We start from the raw sequence: 15769 nt of genomic DNA, 5'->3' as shown, positions 1-15769 counted from the left end.
TCCTATACGGCATAAAAAGCATTTTCTATATGGTTTAAACGTCCATCAATATTATAATATTCTATTACATCATATCTTACTTGAAATCTTGATAGATTATGAGAAATTATATAATTTAGAGATGCTTTAACTATATTTGAGATTTTTCTTTCATCTACTGCTTCATAAGCAAATCCGAATTTTTTTGAGCTTCTAGTTTTTACTTCTATAAATACTAATATGTCCTTATCTAAAGCTATTATGTCAATTTCTTTACCTAGAGCTCTATAATTTCTATCAAGTATTATATAGCCCTTATCTTCTAAATATTTTACAGAAACATCTTCTCCAAGTTTACCTAAATATTTATTATCCATTACCAGTTCTCACTATTCTTAACAAAAGTCTTTCTGTGCATATCTGATGGACCATAAAGTTTTATCATTTCTCTATGTTTTTTTGTGCCATATCCCATATGTTTATCAATTCCATATTCAGGGTATGATTTAGCCCAAATTTCACATAGCTTATCTCTATATACTTTTGCTACAATAGATGCACATGCTATAGTATAGCACTTGTCATCTCCCTTAATTATAGAGACTTGCTCTATATCGGCTTCTATATGCTCAGCATCTATTAAAAGCAAATCAGGTCTTATTTGCTTGTCATACTTATTTCTTAGATTTTTAACAGATTTAATCATAGCTAGGTGAGTAGCGTTTTTAATGTTTATTTTATCTATAAGATTTGCATTTACTCTACCAATGCCCACGGCAACCATATTTTTTAAAATCAATTCATAATAATAATCTCTCTTTTTTCTAGATAATTTCTTGGAATCAGTTACTCCTTCTATTCTATTTTCCAAAGGCATAATAATAGAGCAGGCCAGAACATCTCCAAATAAAGATCCTCTACCTACTTCATCTATACCTGCTATATATTTATAACCATTATTTGAATATTCCTCTTCGAAATTTTCCATTATAACCTCTCAATAGTTACGGGACCCATTATTCCTTTCCTAAACTCATCTAAAATAATATTTGCAACTTTACTATAATCTATCATGCCTTTTTTAATAATAGCTCCTCTCTTTAGGGCTATTGCATCTAAAATCTCAATAGAAGTCAAATCATCAGTTTGTATTTTATATCGATTTTTTATAAGGTCCGGATTAATTTCGTTAAGCTTTTCAACAAGCCTAAGAGCAAGAGTCTCAGTATCTAATATTTCATCTTTAATAGCCCCTGTATATGCTAAGTTAAGAGCAGTTTCTTTTTCTTCAAACTTTTGCCATAAAATACCTGGAGTATCTAGTAAATGGAGTTTAGTATTTATTTTTATCCACTGGTTGGTTTTGGTGATTCCTGGTTTATTTCCTGTTTTAGCAGATTTTCTACCTGAAATTCCATTAATAAAAGTTGACTTACCTGAATTAGGTATCCCAACTATTATAGCTCTAAGTGTTGTAAGGTTAACTCCTTTTAACTTAAAACTATTTATTTTATCCTCCATAAGTTTAAATGAAGCATCTATAATTTTATTTACATTAGGTCTATTTGAATTATATAAAATTGCAAAATTTCCATTTTGAGATAATTCTTTCTCCCATTTTTTATTTTGGGAGTCCTCAGCTAAATCGGACTTATTTAAAATTAAAAGGCCGGGTTTGTTTTTAAGAGCCTCTTTTAGTAAAGGATTTCTACTTGAAATAGGTATTCTCGCATCGATTATTTCAATATAAAAATCAGTAAGTAGCGACTTTTTCTCTATATCTTCAATGGTTTTTTTCATATGTCCTGGAAACCAATTTATATTCAATTCACTCACCAACCTCTAAAATTTCATCAATAGCTTTAATGGCACCTAAATCATTGTTATTATATTTAGAAATAATGTCTGCTCCATCCCTTGCTATTTTTTCTCCATTTATCATTGCAATGCCAAAGTCCGAATTTTTTAGCATGAGAAAATCGTTTGAATCATCTCCAATTGAAATTGTATAAATACCGTTTATACCTTTTGCCTTAATATATCTTTGTATTCCATACCACTTATCACTGGTTTTAGGTAAAATCTCAAGCATATAATTATGTTTAGAGTGAATCTTCATAAGATGAATATTAAAGTCCGGATAATCCATCTCAAATTCAAGTTTATATGGATATAAATCTTCATATTCACCTATTAAAACTATAGATATAATATCTGCATTAAGATTTCTAAAATCTTCTAAATACAAAACATGATCTCCAAAAGCTTTAATATATTTATCGGCTTTTTCATTGGTATATCTTTTTATCGTGGCTATATCATAACCTCTATCATAAAGATTAATATGAACTAGAGGTTGAATCTTTTTGCTTTTAACCTTACTTATAAACTTAACAGCAATATCATTTTTTATAGGTTCTATAAACAAAAGCTCATCATTATCAACATTCCTGCAAGCATTCCCATTGTTAAAAATAATATCAACTCCAAGTCTACCCTTAAAAAAATTAGCTGCAGATCTATAACTTCTACCTGTATTTATAATTACCTTATAACCTTTAGATTTTAATTTTTTTAAATATTCAAAATTCCTATTATCAAGCTCTTTATTATCTTTTAAAAGAGTACCGTCAAGATCAAAAGAAATTAATATGTTTTTCTTATTCATATTTTATATATTATCATAAAATATCAAATTATGTATACAAGTGAATTTGTCAATAAAAATCGGCATAAAAACTATAAGTTCTAATGCCGATATATTCTAATTTTTATTCTATAAAATTACATTGCTCTAGGTATAATTATAACTACAAGCATAAATACGAAGAAAGCTATAGTGTAAGCTAAATTTTGTTTAAGTTCCTTCTTTGTAAGTTTCAATGTATCCTTTGTCATAAGCCTAGCTAAAGATGTTCCAATATAAGATAAAATAGGGAATACTATGAGAATAACAGGCGTTGATGCCGCTAAGCCTAAGAACTTATAAAAAGTTAAAATTATAAGCATGAACAAAGGTATAAATAATTTTGAAAGAGACTTTTTATCTAACCAAATTAATCCTGCAACAAGAATAACTGAAACTACAAAAACAAGATACGTAACATTGTTAAACAAAGATACTCTCGATACTTTGCTGTCATTTTTTACTTCTTGTGCATTTACATAAAATCCTGATTCACTAAAGGTAGGATTTTCGTTTTCTCCCATTTTTTGAGAATTTGTAAATTTGTCAACTCTTGCATTTGTTATAAATACAGACATTGAAGCAAATTTATCTTCACTCTTATACATTAAATCCCTTGGCTTATAGTACAAAGTAAATGAATAAGCTTCTTCCCTATTTTCAAGAGGAAGCCTTATTTGGGATTTAGCTGTAAATTCATAGTTCTCAGTCTTTTTATAATAATCGTTTAAAGAAAGTTTTTCATTGAAAAGCTTATCATTTATTTTATCATAGTCACCCTTTATATTAACTACGCTATGGCTTGGAACTAACCCTTTGCCGAAAAACACCTGTCTAACAGGAGTGCCTAATATTCTAAGATCTGAGTCTTGACCTTGATAAATAAACTCAACATCATATTTAACAATATCTTCACCGTCACTTTTGTCTATACTTCTTTGAACTGTCAGATTCAAAACATCGGCAGGATCTTTAAAAAGCAATCCTCCGAATTCAGAGCTTATTCCCTCGGACTGACTCCATAAGTTATTGGCACTGAATTTACCAGTTAAAGTGGAGATGAATAAAATTAAAATAAATATACCAAATATAATTGCATTTTTTAATCTTTTACTCATTCAATAACCTCCATATGAAAACATTTTTATGAGTATATAATAACATATTAATATGAGAATATAAAGAAGTTTATATATAAAAGCTTAAAATACACATATTAAAGCATCTTCTTAAATTTTAAAATTATCTATTTATTTGTATATTAGATATGCTTTTACTAATAAAAATATAAAGGACAATAAGTGCAAGGTAATATTATTAGTTACTACATTTTTTCTAGACTATTTATATATTCTTTTCCTCCATAGATATTAATCTCAAATTGTTTATAAATTCAAAGTCTATATGCCAATATCTAACTATATAGAGTTTTCCCTTATCTACACTTAAACTTTTAATTAAAGCCTTTCTATATTTTCTTCAATAAAAAAGCACATCTAACATTATTTGCTAGTGTGCTTGTTATAATTATATTCTTTTTTCATTTTGTTGAATATTTCTATGATCTTTTCTCTACATTCTGTGAAATCATCCATATAATCCATCTCTGCAATCACATCTTGCATATCATAGCCTAAATCAGATATTTTTCCATTTTCCCTCTATCTATAATATTATGAACTCTGTCTCATTATCTAAATATACAATTGGTATATTATTATAAAACTTAACCTGTCTATCATCGCTATACTGTCTTTTATTAAGGCCTTTACTTAAAACTTCTAGGACTTATTTTTATTTCCCTGTCCCAGCATATTTATAAACAAACCCTTGCGGATCTATTCCTTTCTTTAGATAGCCTTTACCAGTTTTATAATTATTATGACCAGTATGTGCTTTCCCTGTATAGCATCATTGATTATTGTATTGTATTTCATCTTAATAGCAGTTTTTAAGGTATCGTACTTATATTCTGTAATTAAGGATTTCCAATCTATCACATCATTATATTTTTATTTTTGTAAGGTTCTAAAACTACCAAGTATTTTACTTACAAGAAAAACTCTATATCTATTAAATTATTTTTTATTGTAATCTAGTACTTTAGAATAATTTCTCTAAAATAGCTTCAGGATTAGTTTTTATATTTTATTCCAAAATTATATTTCTTAAATTTATCAAGGCAATGACAATATTAAGTTTAAACATATTATAAAATAGTTTATATAAATAAGAAAACTTAAATTAAAAATATAGGACTTTATTTTTCTTTTGAGCTTGCGGATACTTCAGTCCAAACCTTATCATACAGGGCTAAAACTTCCTTGTCTAAATTTTTATAGGTTTCAAGTTCCGGTAATTTAGAGTAATCCGGGTATGCAACTTCAGAATTTTTCATTTCTTCAGGCAAAAGATTTTTAACATCTTTTATAGGTGAAGTATAACCTACTAAATATTCCGCATTCCTTTTTGCTATTTCAGGTCTGCACATGAAATTTATAAATTTTTCAGCAAGTTCTTTATTTTCTGCATTTTTAGGTATTACAAAGGAGTCTATCCAAACATTTGATCCCTCTTTTGGGATAACATATTCTAGGTCTGGATTATCATTAATCATTAGAGCCGCATCTCCGGAATATTGAACTCCTATTGCTGCATCACCCTGGACTATTGTGTCTTTGCCATCATCTGTTAGATAGGCATAGACTAAATGCTTTTGTTTTATTAGGGCCTGTTTTGCCTCTTCAAGCTCTTTCGGATTAGTTGAGTTCATTGAATAACCCAACATTTTAAGAGTCAAAGCTATTGAATCTCTTTGAGAGTTATACATAATTATCTGATCTTTATACTTTTCTTGCCATAAATCTGTCCAAGAATCAATTTTATCATCTATAATAGATTTATTATATATAATGCCTAAAGTACCTGAAAAATAGGGTACAGAATATTCATTAGATGGATCAAATTCAGGGTTCTTCAGTGCATCTTCAACCTTTTCAAAATTAGGTATATTTTCAAAATTTAATTTTTGAAGAAAATCTTCTTTAATAAGTCTTTCTATCATATAATCTGACGGTACTAAAACATCATAGGTATCATTTCCCTGAGTAACCTTAAGATACATGTCCTCATTTGAGGCAAAGGTATCATAAACAACCTTTGCATTAAATTCCTTCTCGAAGTCTTTAATAACGGACATGTCAATATATTCTCCTGCATTATACACATTAATTGTTTCTTTTGATGAATCTCCTTTTGAACAAGCTGCCAAGGAAATAAGTAAGATAAGTAAAATTAAAACAAAATTAAATTTTTTCTTCAATATTTTCCCCTTCCTCCGTAGTTAGATCTACTTTTATAGTATTTTTATTAATTATAAGAAGCAAAACTAATAATGTTAAAAACATTATTGTAGAAATTGCATTAATAGAAGGATTTATACCTTTTCTTGCCATAGAGTAAATAGTTATTGACAGATTTGAAACTCCATGACCTGTTGTAAAATAACTAATTACAAAATCATCTATTGATAAGGTAAATGACATTAATGCTCCTGTTACAATACCAGGAATTATCTGAGGTATTACAACATTTCTTACTGCATATAAAGGCTTTGCTCCAAGATCCATCGCTGCTTCAAGTGTATTCCTGTCCATTTGATAAAGTTTCGGTAAAACTGCCAATATTACATAAGGGGTACAAAATACAATATGGGATATCGTCATGGTAACAAAACCGAAATTTAATCCTAATGGTTTAAATAGTGCATAAAGTCCCATTAATGAAACAGCTGTTATAATATCAGGATTTAAAATAGGCAAGTAATTAATGTTTAATATAAATTTTTTTAAAAATCCGTTTCTTAATTCATATAAACCTATAGCTGTAATTGTTCCTATAATAGTTGCAACAACCGTCGCAATTAATGCGATTATTAGAGTATTATAAAGAGACTGCAATATTGTGGTATCTTCAAAAAGAGCTTTGTACCATTTGAAAGTAAACCCCATCCACCTGCCCTTTAGCTTGGAATTATTAAAGGAAAATACCATAAGAACGACTATGGGAGCATACAAGAAAACAAAAATTAATAACAGATATATCTTCTCAAGATATTTTCTCACCATAAGCCACCCCCTTCTTGATTTTCACTCTTTCCCTTTGATATAGTTCCGGTTACGAAAAGTGACAAAAACATAATTATAATAAGTATTATACTTATTGCTGATCCGAATCCCCAATCCCCTGTAAAGGTAAACTGTCTTTCAATTAAGTTTCCGATTAGATAAAATTTGTTTCCTCCAAGTAGGTTTGGAATAACAAAGGTTGATATAGCAGGAATAAATACCATAGTTATTCCTGTGTATACTCCGGGCAGTGATAATGGGAGAATTACTTTTAAAAAAACTTTTTTGTTATCAGCTCCTAAATCTTTTGCAGCATCAATTAGGTCCTTATCTATTTTTAAAAGAACGGAGTAAATTGGCAAAACCATAAATGGCAAAAAATTATAAACCATACCTAGCAAAACAGCTTTCATATTATACATAAGGTCAAAAGGGCCAAGTCCTATAAGCCCGAAAAATTTATTTAAAAGTCCATTATTACCTAAAAGAGTTAACCAAGCGTAGGTTCTTAATAAAAAATTCATCCACATTGGTATAACAAATAGAAGTATAAGATTATTTCTTAATCTTTCAGACATTCTAGAAATAATATATGCCAAGGGATAGCCTATTAATAAACATAAAAGTGTAGATATCATTGCTAGACCTATAGATACTAACAGTATTTTTATATAAAGGGAATCAAAAAAATTTTTATAGTTATCTAGGGAAAAGGAATACTCTTCAAATCCTACACCTATCTCTCCATTGAAAGAATAAACAAAAATAAGCACTAAAGGTAAAAGAATAAAAACTATTGCCCATAAAATATAAAAGTAAGAATATTTTTTCATAGTGTACCTACTTTCTCATTACATGTATAAGGTCAGGTTCTATAACTATGTTTACATCTTCTCCTACTTCACTTGATACTGTAGACTGAATTAGCATAATATAACCGTTTATATCTATTTCCATTTCATAATGAACGCCTTTAAAAATATTTGATACAACTTTTCCTTTTAAGTAACCATCATTTTTAACAAGTTTTACATCTTCAGGTCTTATTACTATTTCAACAGACTCGTTTTTTTCAAATCCTTTATCTACACATTCAAATGTATGATTTAAAAAACTAACCTTATAATCATCAAACATTGTTCCGGGAATAATATTACTTTCCCCTATAAAATCAGCTACAAAAGCATTTTTAGGTTCATTATATATATCTATAGGATTTCCCATTTGTTGAATAACTCCATTGTTCATAACTACTATAGTATCAGACATAGTAAGGGCTTCTTCCTGATCGTGAGTAACATAGATAAATGTACTCCTAACTTTTTCTTGTAGCCTTTTTAACTCTATTTGCATTCCTTGCCTAAGTTTTAAATCAAGTGCTCCCAATGGTTCATCAAGCAAAACAACTTCCGGTTCATTAACCAAGGCCCTTGCAATGGCAACTCTTTGCTGTTGGCCACCACTTAAAGAATCTATGTCCCTTTTATTAAAATTAACTAAATTAACTATTTTTAAAACATCGTTAACTCTTGATTCTATTTCGTCTTTAGGCATTTTCTTTATTTTAAGACCGAAAGCAATGTTGTCAAAAACATTTAAGTGAGGAAAAAGTGCATACTTTTGAAAAACTGTATTTATTTTTCTGTCATATGAAGGCAAATTAGTTATATCTTCCCCATCAAAAATAACATTTCCTTCATCAGGAGATTCAAATCCTCCTATAATCCTAAGTATAGTAGTTTTACCGCAACCGCTGGGACCTAATAAGGTTAAAAATTCATTTTTTTTAATTTCTAAATCAAAATTTTTTAAAACTGTATTGTTCCCATAGGATTTGGTAATATTTTCTAAACTAATTAAAATATTATTTTCCATGTACTCCTCCAATCTCCTAAAAATTTGGTGGCGAACTGATTAACATAACCCTAGCCGACTTTTTTCTTAAATTTTTTATCTTACTTGCTTTATCAGCTGCAAAATAAAAAGTTTCATTTTTATTTACTTCAAAAATATCGTCTCCATAAGTTAACTCTATTTTTCCGTCTAAGACATATCCTAAGATCTCACCAGGAAAAGGCTGAATCTCTCTTGTAGAAACCCCTGATTCAAGTTCTAAAATAGTTGGTTCCATTTGATTTTTTTGAGCATTTGGCACTATCCAACTTACCTTATATCCTTTACTTTTTTCCGATTTAAAATAATCATCATCTTTAAAAATAATTTTTTCTTCACTTTCTTTGAAAAAATCATCAGGACTTGTACCAAGAGCTTCTAAAATATCTATGAGAGTTGCGACTGATGGAGATGTTAAATTCCTTTCAACTTGAGATATAAAACCTTTGGTAAGTTCAGATCTATCTGCCAATTCTTCCTGAGTTAAATAATTTTTAACTCTTAGATTTTTTAATTTTTTACCTATATCCAATAAAATCACCTTATAAAATATTAAACAAATTATTTAGTTTATTAAATACTAATGAATTATAAACCTTTTAATTTTTAAAGTCAATATTATTTAAAAAATAAAATAAAAAACTTAATATACTATTACCAAAATTATTTATAAAAATAGGACCATGAAAATTTATTCATGATCCTTAATTCTAAACTAACTTGTTTATTAGCCTTCCTATATTTTCAATTTCAATTTCTACGACATCACCTTTTTTAAGCCAGTTTCTTTCGTCCTTAGGATATCCAAGAACGCACCCCTTTGGAGTGCCTGTGAAAATTAAATCTCCCGCTTTCAAGCTTATATTTCTTGACACATAACTTACTATTTCCTCAGGTTTAAAAATCATATATTTAGTGTTTGAATTTTGTTTAAACTCTCCATTAACTTTAGTTGAAATATTAAGGTTATTAGGATTTATATAATCTTTTTCTACAATATACGGTCCTATTGGAGCAAATTTATCTGCCGTTTTTCCTATAAGCCACTGATTTGATAAAAACTGAAGATCTCTAATTGATAAATCATTTCCAACAGTATATCCAAAAATATGTTTATAAGCAGAATATTCGTCTATATTTTTGCCATCTTTCCCTATAACTATAACAAGCTCCGCTTCATAGTCTAACTCTTTACCATATCTAGGCAAAGGAATATCTTCATTACAAGCGCAAAGAGAATTATTAAATTTGCTGAAAAGAACTGGCTCCTTAGGAAGATTAAAGGATTCTGATTCTTCAATATGTTCCTTATAATTTAAACCCACACATATTATTTTCTCAGGATTTAAAACCACAGGTGCAAATTCTATCTTTTCCTCATTTAAAAAATTTAGTGATTTTTTATTTAGTTCAATTCTTTTTAAAAGCTCATTCCAGTCTTTTTTGTTGTAGCCTTTTATAAATGAAATCATGTCCTCTTCTATATCAAAGTCTAAATTTTTTGCTTCCTTAACAAGATCTATTGAAATACCATTAATTTTCAATCCTAACCTTATCTGTCCGTCTTTCTTATAATTAAATAATTTCATTTTTTCTCCTTAGAAAAGAGACAATGTATAAACATTGCCCCTTATTTTACCAACCTCCGCTTGCTCCTCCACCGCCGGATCTTCCTCCGCCGCCGGAAAAACCACCACTTGAGAATCCTCCACCGCTAAAACCTCCGCCTGAGGACCCTCCTCCAAAAAAGCCACCGCCATAAAATGGAAATCGCCTTCTCCTATACCTACTACCTCTTCTGGGACCGCTGAAAATAATTATAATAATTATCATTATAAAAATTATCCTCATAATATCGGAAACATAAATTTCATCTTCTGAATCAGCATAATCAAATTCAGAATCTTTTTTATTTTCTATTTCAACATTATATTCATCTGCATAATACTGCAAGACTTCGTTATAACCTTCAAGGATGCCTTCATTGAACTTTCCCTTATCAGGATCTGATGTAAATACCTCTGCAATATTTCTTATTATTCTTGAACTATATGCATCAGGAATAAAACCCTCTGTCCCATAACCATTTTCAATTCGCATTTTATGATCATCTATAGCAAAAAGCAAAAGGCTCCCGTTTAATTCTTTGGAATCTCCTATTTTCCATTTTTCAAAAAGCTTTGTCGAATACTCTTCTATGCTATATCCATCTAGGGATTTTACCACTACAACAACTATTTGCCCTCCAGTTTTACTTTGCAAGTCGGAATTTGTATTGTTCATATATTCAATTGTATCGCTATTCAAAATACCAAGTTCGTCATATACGTTCTTGCTTGCCTCAGCAGGGTCTGGTATCAGTTCCTCTAAAGATTTTGCAAAAATCGAAGATGTAAAGAAAAATAACATGGCGATTATTAGAGAAAATACTTTTTTCCTTCTCATTTTATCACCTGTAACTTTTTTAAAACTTAACATTAGGAGCTTCTTGTTCATTATCAGGTGCTTCAAAAAATTCTTTTTTCTCAAAACCGGTTATCCCTGCAAACAAGTTCATAGGAAAACTCCTTACTTCTTTATTGTAAGTTGCAACAACTTCGTTGTATCTTTGCCTTTCAGTTGCAATCCTATTTTCAGTACCTTCAAGCTGTGCTTGTAAATCCAAGAAGTTTTGATTTGCCTTTAATTCAGGGTAAGCCTCAACTGCTACATTAAAATTTCTAATTGATTCAGTTAATTGAGAATCAGCCTTTGCGAGTTCTTCAGGGCCGCTTGCACTATTAACCTTAGATCTTGCTTCTGTAATTTTAGTTAAAGTTTCTTCTTCAAAATTCGCATAACCTTTTACAGTTTCAACAAGGTTAGGTATTAAATCAGCACGTCTTTTTATTACTACTTGAACTTGGGAATAAGCTTGATCTACATTATTATCAAGTTCAACAAGTCTATTATATTTAGGTACAATACTTGCTACTATTAACAATAATATAGCTACTACTGCTACTATAATTTTCTTCATAATTCCTCCTAATCAATTTCTACGATTTTCATTTCTTTAATTGCGCTTTCAACTAAATTTTCCACTTCCAGTAAAGATTCAGAAGCTTCTATATCTTCCGGCTTAGGTCTTAAAACAGGATGCTTTGGAAGAAATACCGTACAGCAATCTTCAAAAGGCTGTATTGAAGTTTCATAGGTACCTATTTTGTTAGCAATATTAATAATATCTATTTTATCCATCCCTATTAATGGTCTAAAAACAAGCATATCTGCTATACTGTTTGTAACATTTAATCCATCTATTGTTTGGGATGCTACCTGACCTAAATTTTCTCCTGTTATAATCGATTTATACCCATTCTCAATAGATATTTTTCTTGCGATTCTCATCATAAATCTTCTAGATATAATGGTCATTTCCCTTTCAGGACAATTTTTGTTTATTTCCTTTTGTATAGGTAAAAGATTGACTGAATATATTTTAATTCTTCCGGAATACCTTGATAGAATCCTTGCCAGGTTGTGAACTTTTTCCTCAGCTCTTTTTGATGTAAAAGGATATGAATGAAAATGAAGGGCAGATAACTTAATGCCTCTTTTAGCCATCATATATCCTGCTACAGGAGAGTCTATTCCCCCCGACAAAAGGAGAAGTCCCTTGCCGTTTGTACCAAGTGGAAGCCCTCCTCTTGCCTTATGTTTTTTTGTATATATGTATACATCTTTTTTTATGTCGCAATAAAGATAAATATCCGGATTGTGAACATCCACGGTTAAATCAGTGTTTTTTAAAACTATGGCTCCTATTTCTCTATTTAAATCCATGGATTTAATAGGAAAGCTCTTGTCAGACCTTTTACAATGTGCTTTAAAGGTTTTATTTTCTTTATCTAATCCTTCTTCTAATGATTTTAAAATAGCTTCTTCAAATTCTTCCATATTTTTATTTATCTTTATACAAGGACTTGCATAAACTATTCCAAATATATCTAAGGTTTTTTCTATAATTTTATCTATGCTATCGTTGGGAGCGCTTATATAGATTTTTCCCATATCTATATAAATCTTTCCATGTTCAATGTCTGATATGGATCTCTTTATTTGTTTTATTATTTGGTCTATAAAACTTTTCCTATTATTGCCCTTAAGCATTACTTCTCCAAGGCTTAAACTTACTACTCTTTCCAATTTATCACCTTTTCATTATTTCACGAATTTCATTTACATAAGATTTTAATTTTTCTATAAAAATATCTATATCATTTCTATTTATTTCATAGGATAAGCAAATTCTTATAGTCCCTTCTTCATAGTCAGGCTTTAATTTAATTGCCTCTAGAACTCTACTTTTGTGAGTGCCATTTGAAGTACAAGCCGATGCTGTTGAAATATAAATTTCATCTTGTTCCAAGTAATGCAAAAGCACCTCTCCCCTTATACCTTTAATTGATACAGAAAGCACATAGGGAGATGAGTGTTTAGGTGTATTGATTATAAAGTCACTTATATTTTCATTTAACTTAGTTATTAAGTATTTTTTAATTTCTAAAATATGAGTCTGCTCAGGTTCAAAATTTTCAAGCATTATTTTTGCAGCCTTACCTAGGCCCAGTATTCCCGGCACATTTTCAGTGCCTGATCTCATATTTTTTTCCTGCCCTCCACCTTTTATCAAAGGCTCAATTTGAATACCATTCTTTAAATATAGGGCACCTATTCCCTTAGGGCCATATATCTTATGTCCTGATAGTGAATAACTGTCGCAATTCATATCTTTAATATCTATTTTTATTTTTCCAAAAGACTGAACTCCATCTACATGTACTAAAACATTTTTATTTATAGACTTTACTTTCTTAGTAATTTCAGCTATAGGTGCAATTGTACCCAGTTCATTATTTACATGAATAAGAGATAATAAAATCGTTTTTTCATTAACTTTTGAGTAAATTTCATCAGTATTTATATTTCCCTTGGAGTCTACTCCTATTTCTATAACTTTATAATCTTCATTTTTGTATTTATTTAACTTTTCAACAATTGAAGAGTGTTCAATTGAACTTGTGATAACTTCATTACCAAATCTTTTGTTTTTATTAATAAAACCATTTAAGGCTGTATTATTGCTTTCAGTCCCTCCTGATGTAAAATATATCTCGCTGGGATCAGCATTAATTAAATTCGCAACATTTTCTCTTGCCTCTTCAATTTTATTTTCAACGCTTTGTCCAAAACTATGTAAAGATGATGGATTTGCAAAATCCTCCCTCATAGATTGAATCATTATATCAACAACTTCATCTCTTGGTTTAGTTGTTGCACAATTATCTAGGTATATCATACATAACCAACCTTTCCTTGGCTTCTTTTAAATATCACTATAAGTATAAACCAAATTCTTTAAATTTTAAATTAATTTCAAATAATCATAACGATTTTTAATGTATAATGACCTTGGAGATGTATATGAAAAAATTTGAGTATCCAATAACTATAAATAATAAATTTATTTTGGAAAATTTTAAAAATTCCATAATTTTAGATATCGAAACTACAGGACTTTCAAGACAAAAAGACACTATTATCATTCTTGGCCTTTTAGAAATAGAAAAATTTGCAAAAATCAAAATATATTTTGCAGAAAATTTAAAGGAAGAAGTCGATCTTTTATTAAATTTAAATGTAGATAATAGAAAGCTAATTACTTATAACGGCAATAGATTTGACCTTCCCTTTATTAAAAATAAAGAGCAATTTTACTCAATTAAAACCTCATCTTATGTAAGCTTCGATTTGTATGATTATATAAAAAAATATAAGTATCTTCTTAATCTAGACAGTTACAAGCAAAAGAATATAGAAAAATTTCTTGGATATGAAAGAGATGAATTTATATCAGGTGCAGAACTTATAAAAAATTATAAAAATTATTTAAAAACAAGAGACGACGACTTACTTAACTCCATTATTAACCACAATAAAGATGACGTCACAGGTCTTCTAAAATCTTTGGAAATAATAAATTTTATAAAAAAATTGCTTACTGTAGAAGTTGAAGGTTACAATTTTATAATTGAGGATTTGTCTTTTTCAAACAATCTTTTAATTATTAAAGGTACAACAAATTGTCCCTTTACTTGTGAAGTTAATAGTTTTAATCATAGCTTCTACTTAAAAGAAAATATTTTTAATATAAATATTCTTACTTACGAAAATAAATATGATGAAGGTCTTATATGTCGCTACATATTATCAGAAGATTTCAATAATATAAAGGATGTATCTAATATACCTTCCCCAGATAAGGTCTATCTCTTATATTTAAAAGACTTTATTTTTCATAACGTAAAAAAACTAGTCATGGATATTATTGAAGATACTTTTAAAAACATTAAGCTTTATTAAATTAAAGACCTTTTTTATTCTCTGTGGTATAATCATTAAAATTAAGGAGTTATAAATGGACAATTTTTCTGATCTTCAAAAGAAAATTTTATTAGCAACTCTTGTTGTTGTTCTTTTGTTTGTAGTTAAACTAACATATGACAACAAATACAGCAGCAAAACTTTATCTGACGAGTCTAATCAAAAAGCTGTTGAAAGCCTTGAAGAAATAAATTCTGATGAACCAGATGAAGATGATAAGACAGATACTATTTTTGTACAGGTTTGCGGTCGCGTGAAAAATCCTGGACTTATAGAATTAAATCAGGGATCAAGGGTGATAGATGCAGTTAACGCTGCAGGAGGAATGTACGAAGATGCAGACCTTGACAATATAAACCTTGCAAAGAAACTTGAGGATGAAGAAAGGGTTCATGTTCCTGCTGTAAGTGAAACTTCTACAAGTGACTTGCCAAGCTCAGACCAAGGGAAGGTAAATATAAATACAGCTAGTGCTGAAGAGCTTAAAAGTTTGCCGGGAATAGGTCCTAAAATGGCAGAAAAAATTATTAAATACAGGGATAAAAATTCTTTCTCCAAAATTGAAGATATTATGAATGTTGGTGGAATAGGCGAAAAAAAGTTCGAAGAAATAAAGGATTATATAAAAACGAATTAATGTCTTGATTTAAATATAAAT

General features: G+C 29.2%; 17 protein-coding genes. 2 read left to right on the top strand and 15 right to left on the bottom strand.

The genetic code is table 11. The features are described 5' to 3' along the window. Window positions 1-2: 2 nt before the first annotated feature. The 15 genes from PEPCATONIAE_RS00620 to PEPCATONIAE_RS00550 form a co-directional block, all read right to left on the bottom strand. On the bottom strand, window positions 3-356 hold the full coding sequence (locus PEPCATONIAE_RS00620) for a YraN family protein (RefSeq protein WP_138158849.1): 354 nt from the start codon (window positions 354-356) through the stop codon (window positions 3-5). Then, window positions 356-967: a ribonuclease HII gene (locus tag PEPCATONIAE_RS00615; RefSeq protein WP_138158847.1), complete on the bottom strand. Its 612-nt coding sequence runs from the start codon at window positions 965-967 to the stop codon at window positions 356-358. The genes PEPCATONIAE_RS00620 and PEPCATONIAE_RS00615 overlap by 1 nt, the downstream gene beginning before the upstream one ends. Then, window positions 967-1806 (bottom strand): ribosome biogenesis GTPase YlqF, encoded by an 840-nt coding sequence (gene ylqF, locus PEPCATONIAE_RS00610; protein ID WP_138158845.1) that lies wholly within the window; start codon window positions 1804-1806, stop codon window positions 967-969. Before ylqF ends, PEPCATONIAE_RS00615 begins: the two co-directional genes overlap by 1 nt. Window position 1807: 1 nt before the next feature. After that, window positions 1808-2647: an HAD-IIB family hydrolase gene (locus PEPCATONIAE_RS00605; RefSeq protein ID WP_138158843.1), complete on the bottom strand. Its 840-nt coding sequence runs from the start codon at window positions 2645-2647 to the stop codon at window positions 1808-1810. 116 nt (window positions 2648-2763) lie between these two features. Further along, a complete protein-coding gene (locus tag PEPCATONIAE_RS00600) occupies window positions 2764-3783 on the bottom strand; it encodes a hypothetical protein (protein ID WP_138158841.1) in 1020 nt (339 codons plus the stop codon). 1142 nt (window positions 3784-4925) lie between these two features. Then, window positions 4926-5987, bottom strand: coding sequence for an ABC transporter substrate-binding protein (locus PEPCATONIAE_RS00595; protein WP_138158839.1), 1062 nt, complete (start codon window positions 5985-5987; stop codon window positions 4926-4928). Continuing rightward, window positions 5971-6792 carry an ABC transporter permease gene (locus tag PEPCATONIAE_RS00590; RefSeq protein ID WP_138158837.1) on the bottom strand — a complete coding sequence of 274 codons (822 nt, stop codon included), beginning with the start codon at window positions 6790-6792 and terminating at the stop codon, window positions 5971-5973. The genes PEPCATONIAE_RS00595 and PEPCATONIAE_RS00590 overlap by 17 nt, the downstream gene beginning before the upstream one ends. Beyond that, complete coding sequence (locus PEPCATONIAE_RS00585) at window positions 6786-7625, bottom strand: ABC transporter permease (protein ID WP_138158835.1); 840 nt, start codon at window positions 7623-7625, stop codon at window positions 6786-6788. The genes PEPCATONIAE_RS00590 and PEPCATONIAE_RS00585 overlap by 7 nt, the downstream gene beginning before the upstream one ends. Before the next feature lie 7 nt (window positions 7626-7632). Beyond that, window positions 7633-8667 carry an ABC transporter ATP-binding protein gene (locus PEPCATONIAE_RS00580; protein WP_138158833.1) on the bottom strand — a complete coding sequence of 345 codons (1035 nt, stop codon included), beginning with the start codon at window positions 8665-8667 and terminating at the stop codon, window positions 7633-7635. Between the two features lie 16 nt (window positions 8668-8683). Next, on the bottom strand, window positions 8684-9217 hold the full coding sequence (locus PEPCATONIAE_RS00575; RefSeq protein ID WP_138158831.1) for a helix-turn-helix domain-containing protein: 534 nt from the start codon (window positions 9215-9217) through the stop codon (window positions 8684-8686). 178 nt (window positions 9218-9395) lie between these two features. Then, a complete protein-coding gene (locus PEPCATONIAE_RS00570; RefSeq protein WP_138158829.1) occupies window positions 9396-10274 on the bottom strand; it encodes a fumarylacetoacetate hydrolase family protein in 879 nt (292 codons plus the stop codon). Between the two features lie 46 nt (window positions 10275-10320). Next, a complete protein-coding gene (locus tag PEPCATONIAE_RS00565; RefSeq protein WP_180339328.1) occupies window positions 10321-11130 on the bottom strand; it encodes a TPM domain-containing protein in 810 nt (269 codons plus the stop codon). Window positions 11131-11149: 19 nt separating this feature from the next. Continuing rightward, a complete protein-coding gene (locus tag PEPCATONIAE_RS00560) occupies window positions 11150-11704 on the bottom strand; it encodes a LemA family protein (RefSeq protein ID WP_138158825.1) in 555 nt (184 codons plus the stop codon). An 8-nt stretch (window positions 11705-11712) separates the two neighbouring features. After that, complete coding sequence (gene thiI / locus PEPCATONIAE_RS00555; RefSeq protein WP_138158823.1) at window positions 11713-12873, bottom strand: tRNA uracil 4-sulfurtransferase ThiI; 1161 nt, start codon at window positions 12871-12873, stop codon at window positions 11713-11715. Between the two features lie 4 nt (window positions 12874-12877). Beyond that, complete coding sequence (locus tag PEPCATONIAE_RS00550) at window positions 12878-14026, bottom strand: cysteine desulfurase family protein (protein WP_138158821.1); 1149 nt, start codon at window positions 14024-14026, stop codon at window positions 12878-12880. Window positions 14027-14151: 125 nt separating this feature from the next. On the opposite strand from PEPCATONIAE_RS00550, the gene PEPCATONIAE_RS00545 reads away from it, so the two are divergent. Together PEPCATONIAE_RS00545 and PEPCATONIAE_RS00540 are read left to right on the top strand one after the other, a co-directional pair. Continuing rightward, on the top strand, window positions 14152-15090 hold the full coding sequence (locus tag PEPCATONIAE_RS00545; protein WP_180339327.1) for a ribonuclease H-like domain-containing protein: 939 nt from the start codon (window positions 14152-14154) through the stop codon (window positions 15088-15090). A gap of 55 nt (window positions 15091-15145) precedes the next feature. Continuing rightward, window positions 15146-15748: a helix-hairpin-helix domain-containing protein gene (locus PEPCATONIAE_RS00540; RefSeq protein WP_138158819.1), complete on the top strand. Its 603-nt coding sequence runs from the start codon at window positions 15146-15148 to the stop codon at window positions 15746-15748. The last annotated feature ends 21 nt before the right edge of the window (window positions 15749-15769 follow it).

Source organism: Peptoniphilus catoniae, from assembly GCF_901447155.2.
GTDB lineage: Bacteria > Bacillota > Clostridia > Tissierellales > Peptoniphilaceae > Peptoniphilus_E > Peptoniphilus_E catoniae.
The sequence above is the reverse complement of the archived record's forward strand: the minus strand, read 5'-3'. Positions and strand labels throughout refer to the sequence as shown.